This window comes from Kitasatospora nipponensis, from assembly GCF_039528135.1.
Taxonomy (GTDB): domain Bacteria; phylum Actinomycetota; class Actinomycetes; order Streptomycetales; family Streptomycetaceae; genus Kitasatospora; species Kitasatospora nipponensis.
The window spans coordinates 64,744-78,926 of the sequence record NZ_BAAALF010000002.1 but is presented as its reverse complement, the minus strand read 5'-3'; the positions used below and the strand labels follow the sequence as shown (position 1 = coordinate 78,926).

Annotated in this window: 19 protein-coding genes; 5 read left to right on the top strand and 14 right to left on the bottom strand. The window is 72.5% G+C overall.

Annotated elements, in window-relative coordinates; translation table 11 throughout:
• Nucleotides 1-87 precede the first annotated feature (87 nt).
• From ABD323_RS01130 to ABD323_RS01105, 6 genes are all read right to left on the bottom strand, one after another.
• A complete protein-coding gene (locus tag ABD323_RS01130) occupies nucleotides 88-627 on the bottom strand; it encodes a GNAT family N-acetyltransferase (protein WP_344437898.1) in 540 nt (179 codons plus the stop codon).
• Between the two features lie 109 nt (nucleotides 628-736).
• Nucleotides 737-1,246 (bottom strand): hypothetical protein, encoded by a 510-nt coding sequence (locus tag ABD323_RS01125; RefSeq protein ID WP_344437896.1) that lies wholly within the window; start codon nucleotides 1,244-1,246, stop codon nucleotides 737-739.
• Nucleotides 1,247-1,336: 90 nt separating this feature from the next.
• Nucleotides 1,337-2,125, bottom strand: a complete 789-nt coding sequence (locus ABD323_RS01120) for an ArsR/SmtB family transcription factor (protein ID WP_344438037.1) — start codon at nucleotides 2,123-2,125, stop codon at nucleotides 1,337-1,339.
• A 189-nt stretch (nucleotides 2,126-2,314) separates the two neighbouring features.
• Nucleotides 2,315-2,506, bottom strand: a complete 192-nt coding sequence (locus ABD323_RS01115; protein WP_344437893.1) for a hypothetical protein — start codon at nucleotides 2,504-2,506, stop codon at nucleotides 2,315-2,317.
• 495 nt (nucleotides 2,507-3,001) lie between these two features.
• Entirely contained in the window at nucleotides 3,002-3,313 is a 312-nt protein-coding gene (locus ABD323_RS01110; RefSeq protein WP_344437890.1) for a helix-turn-helix domain-containing protein, read from the bottom strand.
• A gap of 36 nt (nucleotides 3,314-3,349) precedes the next feature.
• Nucleotides 3,350-4,000 carry a type II toxin-antitoxin system RelE/ParE family toxin gene (locus ABD323_RS01105; RefSeq protein ID WP_344437889.1) on the bottom strand — a complete coding sequence of 217 codons (651 nt, stop codon included), beginning with the start codon at nucleotides 3,998-4,000 and terminating at the stop codon, nucleotides 3,350-3,352.
• A 178-nt stretch (nucleotides 4,001-4,178) separates the two neighbouring features.
• On the opposite strand from ABD323_RS01105, the gene ABD323_RS01100 reads away from it, so the two are divergent.
• Nucleotides 4,179-5,660, top strand: a complete 1,482-nt coding sequence (locus ABD323_RS01100) for a multicopper oxidase family protein (RefSeq protein ID WP_344437887.1) — start codon at nucleotides 4,179-4,181, stop codon at nucleotides 5,658-5,660.
• Between the two features lie 85 nt (nucleotides 5,661-5,745).
• A complete protein-coding gene (locus tag ABD323_RS01095) occupies nucleotides 5,746-6,330 on the top strand; it encodes a DUF4240 domain-containing protein (RefSeq protein WP_344437884.1) in 585 nt (194 codons plus the stop codon).
• Between the two features lie 31 nt (nucleotides 6,331-6,361).
• Here the strand turns inward: ABD323_RS01095 and ABD323_RS01090 are convergent, their stop codons facing one another.
• Both ABD323_RS01090 and ABD323_RS01085 read right to left on the bottom strand, forming a co-directional pair.
• Entirely contained in the window at nucleotides 6,362-6,967 is a 606-nt protein-coding gene (locus tag ABD323_RS01090; protein WP_344437882.1) for an HAD domain-containing protein, read from the bottom strand.
• 186 nt (nucleotides 6,968-7,153) lie between these two features.
• Nucleotides 7,154-8,098, bottom strand: a complete 945-nt coding sequence (locus ABD323_RS01085) for a GNAT family N-acetyltransferase (RefSeq protein WP_344437880.1) — start codon at nucleotides 8,096-8,098, stop codon at nucleotides 7,154-7,156.
• A 121-nt stretch (nucleotides 8,099-8,219) separates the two neighbouring features.
• Between ABD323_RS01085 and ABD323_RS01080 the strand changes: the two genes are divergently transcribed.
• Together ABD323_RS01080 and ABD323_RS01075 are read left to right on the top strand one after the other, a co-directional pair.
• On the top strand, nucleotides 8,220-8,663 hold the full coding sequence (locus tag ABD323_RS01080) for a GNAT family N-acetyltransferase (protein WP_344437877.1): 444 nt from the start codon (nucleotides 8,220-8,222) through the stop codon (nucleotides 8,661-8,663).
• A 70-nt stretch (nucleotides 8,664-8,733) separates the two neighbouring features.
• Nucleotides 8,734-9,072 (top strand): VOC family protein, encoded by a 339-nt coding sequence (locus ABD323_RS01075; RefSeq protein ID WP_344437875.1) that lies wholly within the window; start codon nucleotides 8,734-8,736, stop codon nucleotides 9,070-9,072.
• Nucleotides 9,073-9,158: 86 nt separating this feature from the next.
• Here ABD323_RS01075 and ABD323_RS01070 read toward each other — a convergent pair whose 3' ends face one another.
• Nucleotides 9,159-9,494 (bottom strand): hypothetical protein, encoded by a 336-nt coding sequence (locus ABD323_RS01070; RefSeq protein ID WP_344437873.1) that lies wholly within the window; start codon nucleotides 9,492-9,494, stop codon nucleotides 9,159-9,161.
• 247 nt (nucleotides 9,495-9,741) lie between these two features.
• Here ABD323_RS01070 and ABD323_RS01065 point away from each other — a divergent pair, with 247 nt between their 5' ends.
• A complete protein-coding gene (locus ABD323_RS01065) occupies nucleotides 9,742-10,770 on the top strand; it encodes a DUF695 domain-containing protein (RefSeq protein WP_344437871.1) in 1,029 nt (342 codons plus the stop codon).
• 52 nt (nucleotides 10,771-10,822) lie between these two features.
• Here the strand turns inward: ABD323_RS01065 and ABD323_RS01060 are convergent, their stop codons facing one another.
• The 5 genes from ABD323_RS01060 to ABD323_RS01040 all read right to left on the bottom strand — a co-directional run bounded on the left by ABD323_RS01060 (nucleotide 10,823) and on the right by ABD323_RS01040 (nucleotide 14,092).
• Complete coding sequence (locus ABD323_RS01060; RefSeq protein WP_344437869.1) at nucleotides 10,823-11,335, bottom strand: hypothetical protein; 513 nt, start codon at nucleotides 11,333-11,335, stop codon at nucleotides 10,823-10,825.
• 36 nt (nucleotides 11,336-11,371) lie between these two features.
• Nucleotides 11,372-12,619 carry an RNA polymerase sigma factor gene (locus tag ABD323_RS01055; protein WP_344437867.1) on the bottom strand — a complete coding sequence of 416 codons (1,248 nt, stop codon included), beginning with the start codon at nucleotides 12,617-12,619 and terminating at the stop codon, nucleotides 11,372-11,374.
• Complete coding sequence (locus tag ABD323_RS01050) at nucleotides 12,616-12,939, bottom strand: YciI family protein (protein WP_344437865.1); 324 nt, start codon at nucleotides 12,937-12,939, stop codon at nucleotides 12,616-12,618. Before ABD323_RS01050 ends, ABD323_RS01055 begins: the two co-directional genes overlap by 4 nt.
• A gap of 160 nt (nucleotides 12,940-13,099) precedes the next feature.
• Complete coding sequence (locus tag ABD323_RS01045; protein ID WP_344437862.1) at nucleotides 13,100-13,555, bottom strand: hypothetical protein; 456 nt, start codon at nucleotides 13,553-13,555, stop codon at nucleotides 13,100-13,102.
• 93 nt (nucleotides 13,556-13,648) lie between these two features.
• Nucleotides 13,649-14,092, bottom strand: coding sequence for a hypothetical protein (locus ABD323_RS01040; protein ID WP_344437860.1), 444 nt, complete (start codon nucleotides 14,090-14,092; stop codon nucleotides 13,649-13,651).
• Nucleotides 14,093-14,183: the final 91 nt, after the last annotated feature.

Below are 14,183 nucleotides of genomic sequence, written 5' to 3'. Positions count from 1 at the left end.
GGGTCTCACCTCCTCGGGCGGCTGCACGGTCGAGGGAAAGCTACCAGCCGGGTGATCACCCCTCAACCCTTTTTCTCAGCACGGCCATCACGACTCCGAACGGGTCGGCGGCCGCAGGCCGAGCCACTGTTCGGCGTCCCAGGCCCGGTACCGCTCCACCTCGGTGAACCCCAGCTTCGCGGCCAGGCGCATCGATCCGACGTTGGCGGTCTGGGTGGCGAGCACCACCGGCTCACCGGGGAGGACGCCGTCGAGCCAGTCGAGCGCCGCCGCGCACGACTCGGCGGCGTACCCGGCCCCCCAGGCCCGTGGCAGGAACAGGTAGCCGAGGTCGGCCTTGCCCGCCGCTGCCGGGCGGTGCTGCTCCGACGCCCGCCTGAGCAGGATCTGGCCGATCATCACCCCGTCGAGTTCCACGACGAAGCTCCCCGGCCACCGTTCGGGCACCTCGGGCAGCTCGCGCTCCAGTTCGTCGCGCTGCCGGGGACCGCCGAGGTAGGTGTGCACCTCGGCCGACGCCAGCAGCTCGATGAACGCCGCGCGGTCCCGGGCCTCGGGCTCGCGGAGCACGAGCCGCTCGGTCCTGATCGGGGCAGGCGGCCAGGCGACGGGTCCCAGTTCAGTCATGCCCACCAACCAATCAGCAAGATCGCCAGCGATCAAGACCGGCGGCCGGGGCAGGACCCTCGGTCAGCGGATCATCTGCCGCGGTGCGCACTCGCTCGCCGGCCCGACCTCACGCCCTGGCTCCAGCGCGGGCGCCGTCCGGCAGGAGGGCCAGCAACTGTTCCGTGTGGCCGGGCAGCTCCACGGCTGCCAGACCCGCGATGAGGTCCCTCAGCGGCACGGGCTGATCGACCAGGACCTTGTCCTTGGACAGCAGCAGCGTGGGCACCGGTGTGTCGAGCTCGGCCTCGGCCAGCGCCGGGCCGCCGAGTGCGCAGAGGGCGTCTCCCTGGCGGCGGACGCGGTCCCGAAGCCCCGCGGTGCCGCCGGCCAGTGAGATGACGCGTTCGATGGTCCAGGTGTCGAGCGCCATGCGGTTGTCGTACGTCGTGTTCGCTCCCGAAGCGACCGCGGAGGCGGCGGCGATGGTGGCGGCGGTGACCAGGGCGACGTGCGCCAGGATCTGGTCGGCGTTCCACTCGCCGGTCGGCGGGACGGGGCTCGGGTCGCCGGAGTCGGCCACCGTCGCGGCGGCGTCCAGCAGCGCGCGGTAGGCGTCGCGCAGCGGGGTGGTGTCCATCGGGTCCTCCTCTTTCTGCGGTCGCGCGCGGGGTGAGGGCGGGGAACGGCAGGGGCGACCGCTGCCTCGACCGCTGCCTCGACCGCCGCCTCAGGAGTGCGCCGGGGACATCTCCCACGGCGCCTGTGGCAGGACATCGCCGGTCTCGAGCAGCGACTTGAGGTTCGCCAGGACGGCCGGCCACCCGCGCGAGATCCCGCCGTGCATCGCCAGGTTGGGGAGCTTCTCGTGGGTCACCGTGAGGCGGACGATGTCCTGGTGCGGTTCGACGAGAAACGTGACGACCGAGGGCTCGCGCGGCGATTCGGCGTCCGGGGCGTCGTCGAAGGTGATGACCAGGCGCGTCGGGGGCTCGGCCGAGAGCACCTGGCCGACGACGTCGACGGAGCCCGATCCGTCGACGCGTCGGTGCTCCCAGGTCGAGCCCGGCTGCCAGTCCGAGACGTTGGCGTGCCCCCAGTAGCGCGCGGTCAGGTCCGCGTCCGTCAGGGCCTGCCACACCTGCTCCGCGTTGGCGCGGATGTAGGTGACGTAGACGTAGGTCGGTACGGTCGTGGGTTCGTCGGCCATGGCGTACTCCTCTGCCTGGTTCTTGATGGCGCTGATCGCTTGCAGACGGGGTCGGTCGAACCCCGAGATCCAGCGCTCCTCGATCTCGTGGATCGGCGCCGGGTTGAGGTAGTGCAGCCGCTCCCGTCCGCGCCGCACGACGGTCACGAGGTTGGCCCGCTCGAGGATGTCGAGGTGCTGTGTCGCCGACTGGCGCGCCATGTTCAGGTGCTCGCACAGCTCGCGCAGCGTCTGGCCGTTCTGCTCGCGCAGACGGTCCAGCAGGAGTCGTCGGGTGGGGTCGGCCAGCGCTTTGAAGACCGAGTCCATCGCTATGGAGAGGCTCACGGATCCATTATGCAGGCAGATGCCTGCATAATGTCAATCGATGAGACCTCTGAGACCTCTGAGACCTCTGAGACCGATGTCGGCTGCCCGCGCCCTGCGGACCTGAGTACAGGGAAGGGCGGCTTCCGCTCCCATCTGGTGTCCGCCGGTCCGCCTCGACCTGCCACCCGATCAAGCGTCCGCGTGATCGCTGTCGGACTCACCCGTCGGGTCCGTCACGAAACGGCTCAGGCGATAACCCGATGGGTGCTGCAGGCGGCCACAGAGCGTGTCGATCCGGATCATCGACGCGTCGATTCCCGCTTCCTGGAGGCCGCGCAGGTGGATGCGCAGTTCCGCGTTGTCGCCCGTCTCGAAGATCACTTCCCATCGTCCCGTGCCCGGCGCCGTGCCAGCGGCGAGCCGTTGCCTCTCGGCCTCTTGCCGCCGCTTTCTCTTCCCCTGTCCTGGCACCGGCTCAGAATCGCCGGTCGGGGCCAGTGGCGCAATCATGGTGAGTCGCCATCAGGCGCGCAGTGCGTTCCGAAGCGGCCGGGCGGTGTCCGGTGCGTGCCCGGTCGCGCTGGCCGGAGGTGCCGTGCGGTGTGCCGTTCGGGTGGCCGGGCCGAGTTGATCTGGATTGCTCGCTCATGGGAGAAAGCGGTGGAATCCGCCGTCGATCGGTACTCAGGGCCATCCCCGTTCTCGCGAACCCCGGCGTCGGCAGCAGCGGGCCGCCTCCCGCATGCCGTACATCTGCTGTCGGGGTGGGGAGTTCGGCGCTGTTTCAGTTGGCCCTGGGGGCGCCAGCCATGCCCGCACGTCATGGGTCGGGGGTCGGCTGCACGCGGTCGGCCCCCGACCCATGACGACCTGTGGCTATCCCAGAATGAGCCGCTCGTCGCCAAAGTCGGCGACGAGCTCCAGCTTTCCGCCAAGAGCGGCGACGTAGGCCTCAAGTGTGCTCAGCTCGGCGCGACTGATGGCGCCACGCTCGATCGCGCTGACGCGAGCCTGCGTGACCCCCATGGCGTCAGCCAGGTTCTGCTGAGTCAGATCGCGCCGCTTCCGCGCCTCGACGAGCCTGTATGCCCGTACTTCGGCCAGCATGCGGCCACGGTGCGTGTCCACCGCGCCCTCATCCTCCGGACTGATCAGCTCGGCCCGGACGTCCTTCCAGGTGGAACTCATTGAGCCTCCCTCGCCCGCTGTTCGAGATGAACCATGTCAGCTGTTCCCCAGGTGGGACCAGTAGCGCTCCTCGGCGAGAGGGATCGCCACCTTGTACCAGCCCTTCCAGTTGCTCGATTTGTCGCCGGCCACCAGAAGAACCGCGTTGCGTCGTGGATCAAACGCGAACAGTACCCGCACCTCGCTGGACCCTCCGGACCCTGGCCGTAGCTCCTTGAGATTCGGGAGGCGTGACCCCGTGAGGGTGTCCACCAAGGGGCGCCCCAAGCCTGGTCCGCGTTCTGCGAGGAGGTCGATGGCTGCTGAGACCAGGAGCAGCGTCTCGCGATCCTCCTTGCGGAGGAGGTGTAACCAGTCGCGTACCTCGTCCAGGACACGATGTCCCAGCTCACCCGCACCCGGCTTCAGCGCACCCTGTAAAACACAGGGATTGTATAACGCCAGGGTTGTACTGTCGAGGTCAAAGAGGTGGACGTGCTGCCTTCGGAGCCAAGCCGAGGACAGCAGCGCTTCCGCTCTGCGGCCACGGAGTCGCACCAACGGCGGACGGCCTCGTGCTGCCGGTGTGGCCGGGAGGGCAGGGCGAGCCACTGGTCGGTGTCCCAGTCCCGGTACCTCTTCGCCGGAGGTGCCGTGCGGTGTGCCGTCGGGGTGGCCGGGCCGAGTTGATCTAGATTGCTCGCTCATGGGAGAAAGCGGTGGAATCCGCCGTCGATCGGTACTCAGGGCCATCCCCGTCGCTGGCCTCGCGGTCGCGCCCGGCGGGCTCCTGAGCGGGCGCCGCGCGTCGTCGCCGCCGCCGTCCGTGCTGTTTCCGCAGCCGGCCGTGGCGGTCTCGCGGCCGATGGCGGGCTCAGGCCCGTGGGTGCTCGACCAGACCCTGGACGTCCGCTTCACGCGCGTCTCCGTCCCGGGCTACGGCCCCGTCACCACGCGCGCCTACAACGGGGCGATCCCGGGGCCGACCCTGCGTCTGCGCGGCGGGGACACGCTGCGGCTGACGCAGGTCAACGCCCTGCCGCCCAACCCGCCCCACCAGGGCGGCCACAACACGCCGCACCACCCCAACAGCTTCAACCTGCACACCCACGGGATGCACGTCTCCCCGTCCGGGGACGCCGACAACGTCCTACGCGAGTTCGCGCCGCGCACCGCGGCCGAGGCCGCGGCCGGTGCGGCGGAGCCGCGGTACACGACGACCATCCACGTTCCGGCCGATCACCCGGCCGGCACCTACTGGTACCACCCGCACCTGCACGGAGCCACCGCCGAGCAGATCGTCGGTGGAATGGCCGGTGTGATCGTCGTCGAGGGCGACGTGGACGAGGTCCCGGAGATCAGGGCGGCCGCCGACGTCGTGCTGTGCGTCAACGAACTCAAGCTCAAGGACGGCCAGGTCCCGGCCTTCACCTCGGGCGGCTGGATGACGGGCATCCCCTCCACCTTCACCGTCAACGGCACGGTCAACCCCACCATCACGCTGCGCCCGGGTGAGGTCCAGCGCTGGCGGCTGGTGGCCGCGACCGCCTTCGCCGCGCTGCGCCTCACGATCACCGGAAGCAAGGGCGCCATGACGGTGCACCAGATCGCGCAGGACGGTGTCACCTTCGGTGCGCCGGTCGCACGGGAGTCGGTGGAGCTGGCCATGGGCAACCGCGCCGACCTCCTGATCCGGCCCGCCGCGCCCGGCAGGTACGAACTCCGGGCGGAGGCGGTGCCCGGGCCGCTGATGACGATCGAGGTGACCGGCCCGGCCGTCGAGCCGCCGATGGGGCTGCCCGCCGTCCTGCCGCCGGGCAGGCCGTTCCTCGACGCGAGCGAGATCACCGACCCCCACGCCGACCGGGAGGTCGTCTTCCACGCCGACCCCAAGGTGTTCGCCGGGGACTTCCCCAACGCCTTCCGCATGCTGGGACCCGACGCGACCCCGCCGGCCGACCCCGCCGGGGACCTCACCCGCGACCCGTCCTACGGCCTGTTCGACCCCGACTACACCAACCACACCCTGCGCCTGGGCGCCGTCGAACGATGGACCGTCCGCACCGACGAGACCGTGCCGGCGTTCAACCACCCGTTCCACCTCCACACCAACCAGTTCCTCCTCACGCACCGGAACGGCGAACGACTGCACCCGCCCGTCTGGCACGACACCGTCGGCCTGACCGGCGGCACACCCGGCCAATCCGTCACCTTCCTCGTCCGGTACCAGGACTTCACCGGCCGCACCCTGGCCCACTGCCACCAGCTCCACCACGAGGACCTCGGCATGATGCAGACCGTCGACTACGTGGCGGACCGGGACCACGGCGCGGGTCGTCACGCACCGCCCCCGCGCGACGGGAGCTGAGCCACCGGCCGTTCCGGCCTCGCGTCGGCACGCTGCCGCCCGCTCGTCGGTGACCTGTCGGCGGGGTCTGGCACAGTCCTCGGTCATGGAGACCGACGAGTTCTGGACCATCATCGAGACGGCGCGCGCGGCCACGGAGAAGCCCTTCGAGGAGGCGCTGACCGACGTCCTGGCCGAGCTGCCGTTGGGGCGCATCCTCGACTTCGACGAACGCTTCGAGGCGGTCCACGCGTCCGTCCACCGCTGGGACGTGTGGGCGGCCTCGTTCCTGATCAGCGGCTGGTGCTCCGACGACGGCTTCATCGACTTCCGCGCCGGCCTCATCAGCCTCGGCCGGGAGTGGTTCGAGCGCGTGGCGGGCGCGCCGGACTCCCTCGCCGACCACCCGCTGGTCGGCGGCTCCGGCTGCGGCTCCGGCTCCGTCGACGAGCTGGAGGAGGCGCTCCTCCAGGAGGACGCCACCTACGCGGCGCTGTGGGCCTACGACCGGGTCACCGGAGTCAAGGACAGCTACCACGACGCGCAGGAGGCCCGGGCGGCGTCGAGGCCGAAGTGCGAGGACGCCGAGCCCGACATGGGCGAGAAGTGGGACTTCGAGGACGACGACGAGATGCGACGGCGGCTGCCCCGGCTCGCGGCGCTCTGCCTCGACGAGGACGACGAGGACTAGGACGAGGAGGACGACGCCGGGGGAGACGCCCTCAGTACCCGTCCGGCTCCTGTGGCTCCTCCGGCTCCTGTGGCGGCGGGAGCGCGGGGCTCGTCAAGGTCGTGGCGAAGGCGGCCAGCACTGCGAAGTCCTCGTCGCGCAGCCCCTTCAGCGGGCTCACGTAGTGCAGCAGCGCCGCCCCCGGGTGGTGCGCGGCCACGAACGCCTCGTCCTCGGGCCCCAACTCGTCGTCCACCCAGGCGAACGGGCGCCCGGCGGCATGCTCGACCAGGATCGGCGTCTTCCAGTGCACACCGTCCGGCCGCTCCTGGAAGAGCACCTGCGAGAAGTCCACGTACGGCAGCTCCGGCAACCCCAGCACCGGCGCGATCCACTCGTTGGCCTTGGCCATCCACGAGGTGCCCCAGCAGAGTTCGTACTCCAGTGCCAGCAACCTCGCCCCGTGCCGTGGATCCAGCCAGACCCGCAACGGCCCCGGCTCGTACGGCACCTCGATCACCGTGAAGCCGTCCAACGGCTGCTCGAAGAGAGGAGCGGCGTACGGGTTCAGCGGACCGTCAACGTCCAGGTACAGCAGCGGCTTCACGGCGACACCCCTAGTCGATCCCTCTGACGTCCAGTCGCTCGGTCCCGTCATGCGCTCGACGGGTACCCTCAGGGCCGCCCCGTGCCGCCGGCCCCTGTTGCCTCCACGGGTGCAGGCCGCGGTCGTGGTCGCACGACCCGGGCGAGGAGCGGGATGCCCACAAGGAACACCGGCCCCCGCGCTCCGGCTCGCTCTCCCGTTTCATGAGGCCAGTGTGGCACCGGAGTCCGGTCGTGCTCAGACCGGCTTGCGGTAGACGGCGACGCGGTGCTTGACGACGAATCCGGCCTTCTCGTACACGCCGGACGCGCCCGTGGTGCTGTCGGCGTCGGTCTCGAGCGCGGCTTCGGTGTAGCCGGCGCGGCCGGCCGCCTCCAGCACGTCGCAGAGCAGCGCGCCCGCCACGCCCCGTCGGCGCCAGGACGGGGCGGTGCCGACCTGGCCGATGTAGAGCGCTTCGGGTGCGTCGGCGTACGGCAGCACGTACCCGACGACCTCGTCGCCGGCCAGTGCCAGCCGGGCCACCTCGGGGAGGAAGGTCTGCGACCGCACGGTCCGCGCGGCCCAGGACTCGAGGACCCGCTCCTGGTGGCCCCAGGTGCCGCGGAACGCCGCGTTGTGCACGGCGTGCAGCTCGCGCTCCCGGTCCGGGGCGTACGGGACGATCCGCAGGCCCTCGACGGGGGGTGCGAGGGACGGCGAGGAGGTGGGCGCGGACGTGGGCGCGGCCATCTCCAGGAAGAACCGCTCGACGGCGAACCCCAGCCGCTCGTACAGCCGGATCGCCGCCGCATCGGGGACGCCGGCGTCGACCTCGGCCAGCCACTCCCCGTCCGGCGCCGCCTCGGCACGTCGTGCGGCCGCCCGGTCGAGCTGCCAGGCCAGCAACTCCCGCCCCAGCCCACGGCCTCGGCGGTCGGGGTGCACGCCGCCGGTCAGGCTGACCCGGAACCCGCCCTCGGGCGGAAGTCGCACCAGCGCGGCGGCCAGCAGCCGGCCCTCCGCATCGGTGATCACCCGGGTGTCGCTCGCCAGGTCCCTGACCTCGGCGCCCACGACGTTCTCGATCGCCGCCGCGGGAAGTTCGAGGTGGCCGCCGCCGGCCTGGGCCACGGCGTTGAACAGATCGGCGACCGCCGCCGCGTCCTCGGGGCGGTAGGCGCGGGCAAGGAAGTCATTCATGCCCCGACCCTATCGGCGTATCCCCTTCCAGGGGAGGGTAGTTGGCCGGTCATCGGGAGCCGGTACGTCACGGATCGGACAGGAGGATCAGCCGCCCCGGCCGGGGCGCTAGCCTGCGGCCATGACTCTGTTCCGCGAGGCCGGCCCCGGCGACTTCGAATCCGTCATGCGTCTCTACCGTCAACTGCACCCCGGGGACCCGGTGCTGCGGGACGGCTCCGACGCACGGGCGTTCGCGCGGATCCTGGACGCACCCGGGCTGCACCTGTTCGTCCTCGAGGCCGACGGGGCGGTCGTCGCCACGACGTACCTCAACCTGATCCCGAACCTCACCCGGTCGGCGTCGCCGTACGCGGTCATCGAGAACGTCGTCGTCGAGCAGACCCTGCGGGGAACCGGTCTGGGCCGGCGGATCATGGCCGCCACCCTCCAGGCCGCCTGGGACGCGGGTTGCTACAAGGCCATGCTGCAGACGGGCTCCCGGACGCCCGCCACCCACGCGTTCTACCGCGCGTGCGGCTTCTCGCCCGACGCCAAGACGGCGTACCTCGCGCGCCCGTCATGACCGGTCGCCGGTTGCCCGAGGGGCGGCGGCGGAGAGGCGGTCTGTCGGACCCGGTGCGTAGAGTCCGGGCATGAGCCTCACTGCGAAGATGATCACCGTGGACTGTCCGGACCCGCGCAAGCTCGCCGCCTGGTGGGCGACGGCGCTGGGGGTGGAGAGCGTCGAGGACTTCGAGGAGTTCGTCATGCTCGGCGCCCAGCCGGTCGCCCTGGGGTTCCAGCGGGTGCCCGAGCCCCGGCAGGGCAAGAACCGGATGCACGTGGACTTCGTGGCCGACGACCGGGTCGCCGAGGTCGAGCGGCTGGTGGGCCTGGGGGCCACGGTCGTGGGGGAGAACTCCGTCCCCGGCCTGACCTGGGTCACCCTCCAGGACCCGGAGGGCAACGAGTTCTGCGTCTCGGGACCCTGATTTCCCGTCGTCGGGGCGGTTCACGGTCTCCGTGTCAGTGGCCGTGACCGCCGGGACGGCGCGACCGCCCGGCCTGGCCGGAGGGCCTAGCGCCAGAGGTCCGCACCGTCGCGTCCACTCGGATCCGTCGTCAGCAGGTCCTCGTGAAGGGCCGAGAGGCGGCGACCGGTGGGAGTCCCGTCGGCGCCGGATTCCATGACCGTCCAGCCGACATCGACGCCGGACACGTTCACGTCCCCGCCGCAGTCGAGCTCGTCCACCACGGCGAAGACGGCTTCGTAGGCGACGGCCCGGGCCAGGAGCGCCAGGTCGTCCCGGTCCGCCCCCGCCTCCAGCAGGCGCCGGGCTGCCGCCACCTGCTCCAGGGCTCCCGGGTCGGCCCAACCGTCGATCGCGCCAGGCCACAAGGAGCGGAGCAGCATGAAGCGGGCCAGCTGCGGCTGGTCCTCATCGGTCTCGGACCTCGCCCGGCCCGGTGCGTCAGGCGCGCCGAGGGCCTCGAACCGGGTCCGGAGGCCCTGCGCTGCCACTCGCCTCGACGCAGTGAGCCCGGACAGCCACGACTGCCACCTCGCCTCGACATCATCCATCGCACCAGGATGCCCCACCCGCTGACCTGCGGAGGACCTGCCCGCCCGCCCGACGGACCCGGCTGCCATGATCGGGCGCATGTTCTGGAAGAAGAGCCCCGCGCCGGTGGCCACCGCGGACGCGATCGTCGCTTTCTGGGTGTGGTGGCAGAGCGCCCGGGCCGAGGTGGCGGCGGCACTGTCGGCCGGGGATGACGGGCGGTACGGGCAGGCCCTGTCGTCGGCCGTCCAGCGGATGCATCCCGGGTTGGAGTGGGAGGTCGGTCGGGCCGGTGACGGGTACCGGCTCGTCGTGACGGCGGCGGGTGCGCCCGAGTCGCGCTCGACGGCGGCGCGTTGGTTGCTGGCGGCACCGCGTGAGGACTCCGCCTGGTCGTACTTCGCCGCGCGCCAGCCCGACCCGGTGGTGGGGTCCGGGGCGACGCTGGACATCGCCGGGCAGCGGGTCGGCCTGTCCGAGGTGACGGTCAGCCTGCGCGAGTGGGAGGACGGACCGAGGGTCGAGGCCACCGTGCACCACCGGGTGTTCGCCGCGCTCGCGGCCGAAGAGCGGACGGCGGTCGCCCACCTGCTGCTGGTGCTGGCGCTGGGGGAGGAGGACACCGAGCGCTGGATCGGCGGGCTCACGGCCTCGCCCGAGCCCGCCGTCGAGGGGCTCACGCTCGCTGAACTTCCTGCGGCAGTAGCCGAGTTGGACGAGCGCCACCCGCACGCCCACGCCCTGGTGAACGGTGTCCGCCCCGATGGCCGGCCGGTGATGGGGATCGTTCAGACCCGGCTGTCCCCGGTGGACCGGCCGCTGTTCGACCAGCACATCGCGATCGCAGTCCCCTACCGCGCCACCACGCCCGCGGGGCTCAATCCGGGCCCGGCGGGCGAGCGGCTGCGGGCGTTCGAGGACACTCTGCTCGAACTGGTCGGGGACGAAGCCGAGGTGCCGGCCGTGATCAGTGCCGACGGCGTCCGCACCTTCCACTGCTACGCCGACGCGACGGGCGGAGTCGCCGAACGGATCCGAGGGTGGCGGCACGGCTGGCCGGACGGCAGGGTCCGCATCGACGTTCGGCTCGACCCGCAGTGGCAGGCCGTCAGCGCCTACCGCCCCTGAGGGACGTCCGCCCGGGTTCGGAGGCCGGAGCCGGCTACTCCACCGGAGCCGGCTACTCCGCACCCTCCGGCAGCGCCAGGCCGTAGGCCGGGGCGGGGCCGTCGTCCACGCCCAGGTCGTGCCGCATCGCGTCGCGCATGGCGCGGGAGGCGGCGGCGTAGGCGGTGAGGTCGTCCTGGTACCGCTGGTCGGCGGCGGTGTGGCCGCCGGCCACGCAGTCCCGCAGGGTGCGCAGGGCGAGGTGGGTCCGTTCGGCGAGGTCCAGGACGTGGTGCGGGGCGGCCAGGCGCAGTTGGTGCCGCTGCTCGAACGCCCCGCCGTCGCGGACCGCCTCCCGTACCTGCTGGGCCCGTTCGGCCGGGGCCAGGGTCATCTCGTGGGCGATGTCGCGCAGTTGGTTCCGGGTGCGGGAGAGCGCCAGCAGGTACTCGCCGTAGACCTGCCGGCGCAGGTTCTCGGTGCGCAGGTCCCGGTCCCGGCGCCAGCGGTAGCGGTCGACCAGCAGCGTCGAGCTGACGCCGAGCAGGCCGCCGAGCGCGGTGCCGGCCAGTGTGCCCCAGTCCATGACGATCCCCCCGGAGTTCGGTCGCAACCTCCGACCCTAGTGGTGCTGCCCCAACTGGTCGCGGCGGCGGGTCAGGTGCGCGATCTCCGCGGTGTTGCCCGCCAGCGCGATGGCCCGGTCGTAGGCCGCGCGCGCCTGCGGAGCGCGGCCCAGCCGGCGCAGCAGGTCGGCGCGCGTCGCGTGGTAGGCGTGGTAGCCCGCCAGCCTGTCGTCGAGACGGTCGACGGTCGCCAGCGCCACCTCGGAGCCGTCGAGTTCGGCGAGCGCGATGGCCCGGTTGAGCGCGACGATCGGTGAGGGGTCGAGGCGGGCGAGCCGGTCGTAGAGGGCGACGACCTGCGACCAGTCGGTGTCGCGCACGTCGCGGGCGGAGGTGTGCACGGCGTTGACCGCCGCGAGGAGCTGGTAGCGGCCCGGCGCCTCACCGGTGGCCAGGCGCTCGCGGACCAGCCGGTGGCCCTCGGCGATCAGCGCCGCGTCCCAGGCGTCCCGGTCCTGCTCGTCGAGGGCGATCAGCTCGCCGCCCGGCGAGACCCGGGCAGTGCGGCGGGCCTCGATGAGGAGCATCAGCGCCAGCAGCCCGGCCACCTCCCCGTCGGTCGGCAGCAGGGCGCGGATCAGCCGGGTGAGCCGGATCGCCTCGGCGGTCAGCTCGTGGCGGACCGGGTCGGTGTCGGGGCCGGTCGCCAGGTAGCCCTCGTTGAAGACGAGGTAGAGGACGGCCAGCACGCCGGACACGCGGGCCGGGAGGTCCTGCGCGGAGGGCAGCCGGTAGGGGATGCGGGCCGCCTTGATCTTGGCCTTCGCACGGGTGATCCGCCGGCCCATGGCGGTCTCCTGCACCAGGAAGGCCCGGGCGATCTCGGCCACGGTCAGACCGCCGACCATGCGCAGCGTCAGCGCCACCCGGGTCTCCAGCGCCAGCGCCGGGTGGCAGCAGGTGAAGATCAGCCGGAGCCGCTCGTCGTCGACGGCGCCGAGCGGCTCGGTCAGGTCGTCGTCGTTGTCGTACAAGAGCCGGGCCTCCCGCTGCTTGTCGCCGCGCCTGTGCTCGCGCCGGATCCGGTCGATGGCCTTGCGGTGGGCGGTGGTGGTCAGCCAGCCGCCGGGGTTGGGCGGTACGCCGTCGGCCGGCCACCGCTCGACGGCGGTCGCGAACGCCTCGGCCGCGGCCTCCTCGGCGACGTCGAGGTCACCGAAGCGCCGGGTCAGGGCGGCGATCACGCGGGCCCACTCCTCCTGGTGGGCCCGCGTGATCGCCGCCCTGGCGTCGGTGGTGCTCACAGGAACGGCCGCACCTCGATCTTGCGGTTGCAGGCCTTCGACCCCTCGGACGCCAGCTCGAGCGCCACGTCCAGATCGGGGGCCTCGATGATCCAGAAGCCGATGAGGTACTCCTTCGACTCCAGGAAGGGTCCGTCGGTGAACAGCGCCTGCGCGTCGCGGTTGTCGATCACCGTGGCCGTGTCGGGGCCGCCGAGGCCGCCGGCGAAGACCCAGTGGCCCTCGGCCTGGAGCCGGTCGTTGAACACGTCGATCGCCGCCTGCTCCTCCGCAGTGGCGATGTCGCTCGGGCCGGCGATCACGGAAACCAGATACTGCATCTCGCACCATCTCCTGCGCTTGGGGAACGCCCCTGGCGGGCGGCCTCTCACCTGGACGACGAACGGCTGCGCCCCGATCCGACACCGCCGGCCGGATGTCTTTCCGAGAGTTTCCGAGTCCGGTACGCCGGGTGCTGAGCCGCACCTCGACCCTACGGTTTCAGGCCGCCAGCGCGAGCTCGGCGCGGGCGCCGCGCCCGGTCACGGACCGCGCCGCGCCCCGGCCACGGCGCAGTGCGAGCGCGCCGCAGAGCGCGGCCAGCGGGAGCTCGGCGAGCAGCGCCATCGCCAGGGCGACCAGCAGCGCGCTGCCGGCGGGTGCGGTGCGCAGGTCCACCAGGGCGTCGCCCGCCAGTAGCAGCGCCGCCAGCGCGGCGAACGCCCGGTGCAGCGGCCGACCGGTCAGCAGCAGCCCGGCGGTGCCCAGCAGGCAGACGGCCTCCAGCGCGTCCAGCACGGCCCACCCGGTGGCCTCCGGTCCGGCGGCGGCCAGCACGACGATCCACGGCAGCAGCGCGAGGCCAGCCGCGCCCAGGACCAGCGCGACGGTCCGGCTGTCGGCGGTCGCGGCCCTGCCGGCCCGGTCAGTGGTGCTGATGGCGATCGTGGTGCTCATGGTGGGTCCCCCGTCCCGTGGTCGATCAGATGCCTGCGGCGGTGTGGCCGGTGCTGCCGGTGCTGCCAGTGCCGCCGGTTCCGCCGGTGCCGCTCAGTGCCGGTGGCCCGGCCGCAACCGCTCCGCGCCGCCGTCCGGCCGCCTGGCCAGCACGCCGACCAGCGGCCCCGGCGCCCAGGCCAGCCAGAACCCGCCCTCGACCAGCCGCAGTCGGACCGGGCGCCAGAGCGGCCGCAGCCGGGCCCCGGCGAACGCGACCGAGGGCGGCGTGCCGTCGGCGGCGACCCGGCCCCAGGCGAACCCGGCCGTCCGCCCGTCGCTGACGGCCCGCCGGGCGCCGCGCAGCAGCTCGCCGTTCAGCGTGCTGGCGACCAGGACGTCCACCAGCTCGCCGTGCTCGAAGACCTCCAGGGTCGGGCGGCCGGTGCGGGCGGCCCGCTCCGGCCAGACCTCCGCCGGCCGGACCTCCGCCGGCCGCACCTCGGCCGGCCGGATCCGGGCCCGTCCGATCGGGTCCGGCCGGACCGAAGCCGCCATCCTCACTACCGTCATCGCTGCCACCCCGTCGGTCTGTTGCGTGATCCGGCTGCCCCGTACCGTCGTCCGTACGCCGCGGCCCTGTTGATGC

Bases quoted from the DNA above. Each gene is read 5' to 3' on its own strand.
- ABD323_RS01130 (WP_344437898.1), bottom strand. From the start codon at position 627: ATGACTGAACTGGGACCCGTCGCCTGGCCGCCTGCCCCGATCAGGACC.
- ABD323_RS01125 (WP_344437896.1), bottom strand. From the start codon at position 1,246: ATGGACACCACCCCGCTGCGCGACGCCTACCGCGCGCTGCTGGACGCC.
- ABD323_RS01120 (WP_344438037.1), bottom strand. From the start codon at position 2,125: ATGGACTCGGTCTTCAAAGCGCTGGCCGACCCCACCCGACGACTCCTG.
- ABD323_RS01110 (WP_344437890.1), bottom strand. From the start codon at position 3,313: ATGAGTTCCACCTGGAAGGACGTCCGGGCCGAGCTGATCAGTCCGGAG.
- ABD323_RS01105 (WP_344437889.1), bottom strand. From the start codon at position 4,000: ATGAGCGAGCAATCTAGATCAACTCGGCCCGGCCACCCCGACGGCACA.
- ABD323_RS01095 (WP_344437884.1), top strand. From the start codon at position 5,746: ATGGAGACCGACGAGTTCTGGACCATCATCGAGACGGCGCGCGCGGCC.
- ABD323_RS01090 (WP_344437882.1), bottom strand. From the start codon at position 6,967: ATGACGGGACCGAGCGACTGGACGTCAGAGGGATCGACTAGGGGTGTC.
- ABD323_RS01085 (WP_344437880.1), bottom strand. From the start codon at position 8,098: ATGAATGACTTCCTTGCCCGCGCCTACCGCCCCGAGGACGCGGCGGCG.
- ABD323_RS01080 (WP_344437877.1), top strand. From the start codon at position 8,220: ATGACTCTGTTCCGCGAGGCCGGCCCCGGCGACTTCGAATCCGTCATG.
- ABD323_RS01075 (WP_344437875.1), top strand. From the start codon at position 8,734: ATGAGCCTCACTGCGAAGATGATCACCGTGGACTGTCCGGACCCGCGC.
- ABD323_RS01070 (WP_344437873.1), bottom strand. From the start codon at position 9,494: ATGCTGCTCCGCTCCTTGTGGCCTGGCGCGATCGACGGTTGGGCCGAC.
- ABD323_RS01065 (WP_344437871.1), top strand. From the start codon at position 9,742: ATGTTCTGGAAGAAGAGCCCCGCGCCGGTGGCCACCGCGGACGCGATC.
- ABD323_RS01060 (WP_344437869.1), bottom strand. From the start codon at position 11,335: ATGGACTGGGGCACACTGGCCGGCACCGCGCTCGGCGGCCTGCTCGGC.
- ABD323_RS01050 (WP_344437865.1), bottom strand. From the start codon at position 12,939: ATGCAGTATCTGGTTTCCGTGATCGCCGGCCCGAGCGACATCGCCACT.
- ABD323_RS01045 (WP_344437862.1), bottom strand. From the start codon at position 13,555: ATGAGCACCACGATCGCCATCAGCACCACTGACCGGGCCGGCAGGGCC.
- ABD323_RS01040 (WP_344437860.1), bottom strand. From the start codon at position 14,092: ATGGCGGCTTCGGTCCGGCCGGACCCGATCGGACGGGCCCGGATCCGG.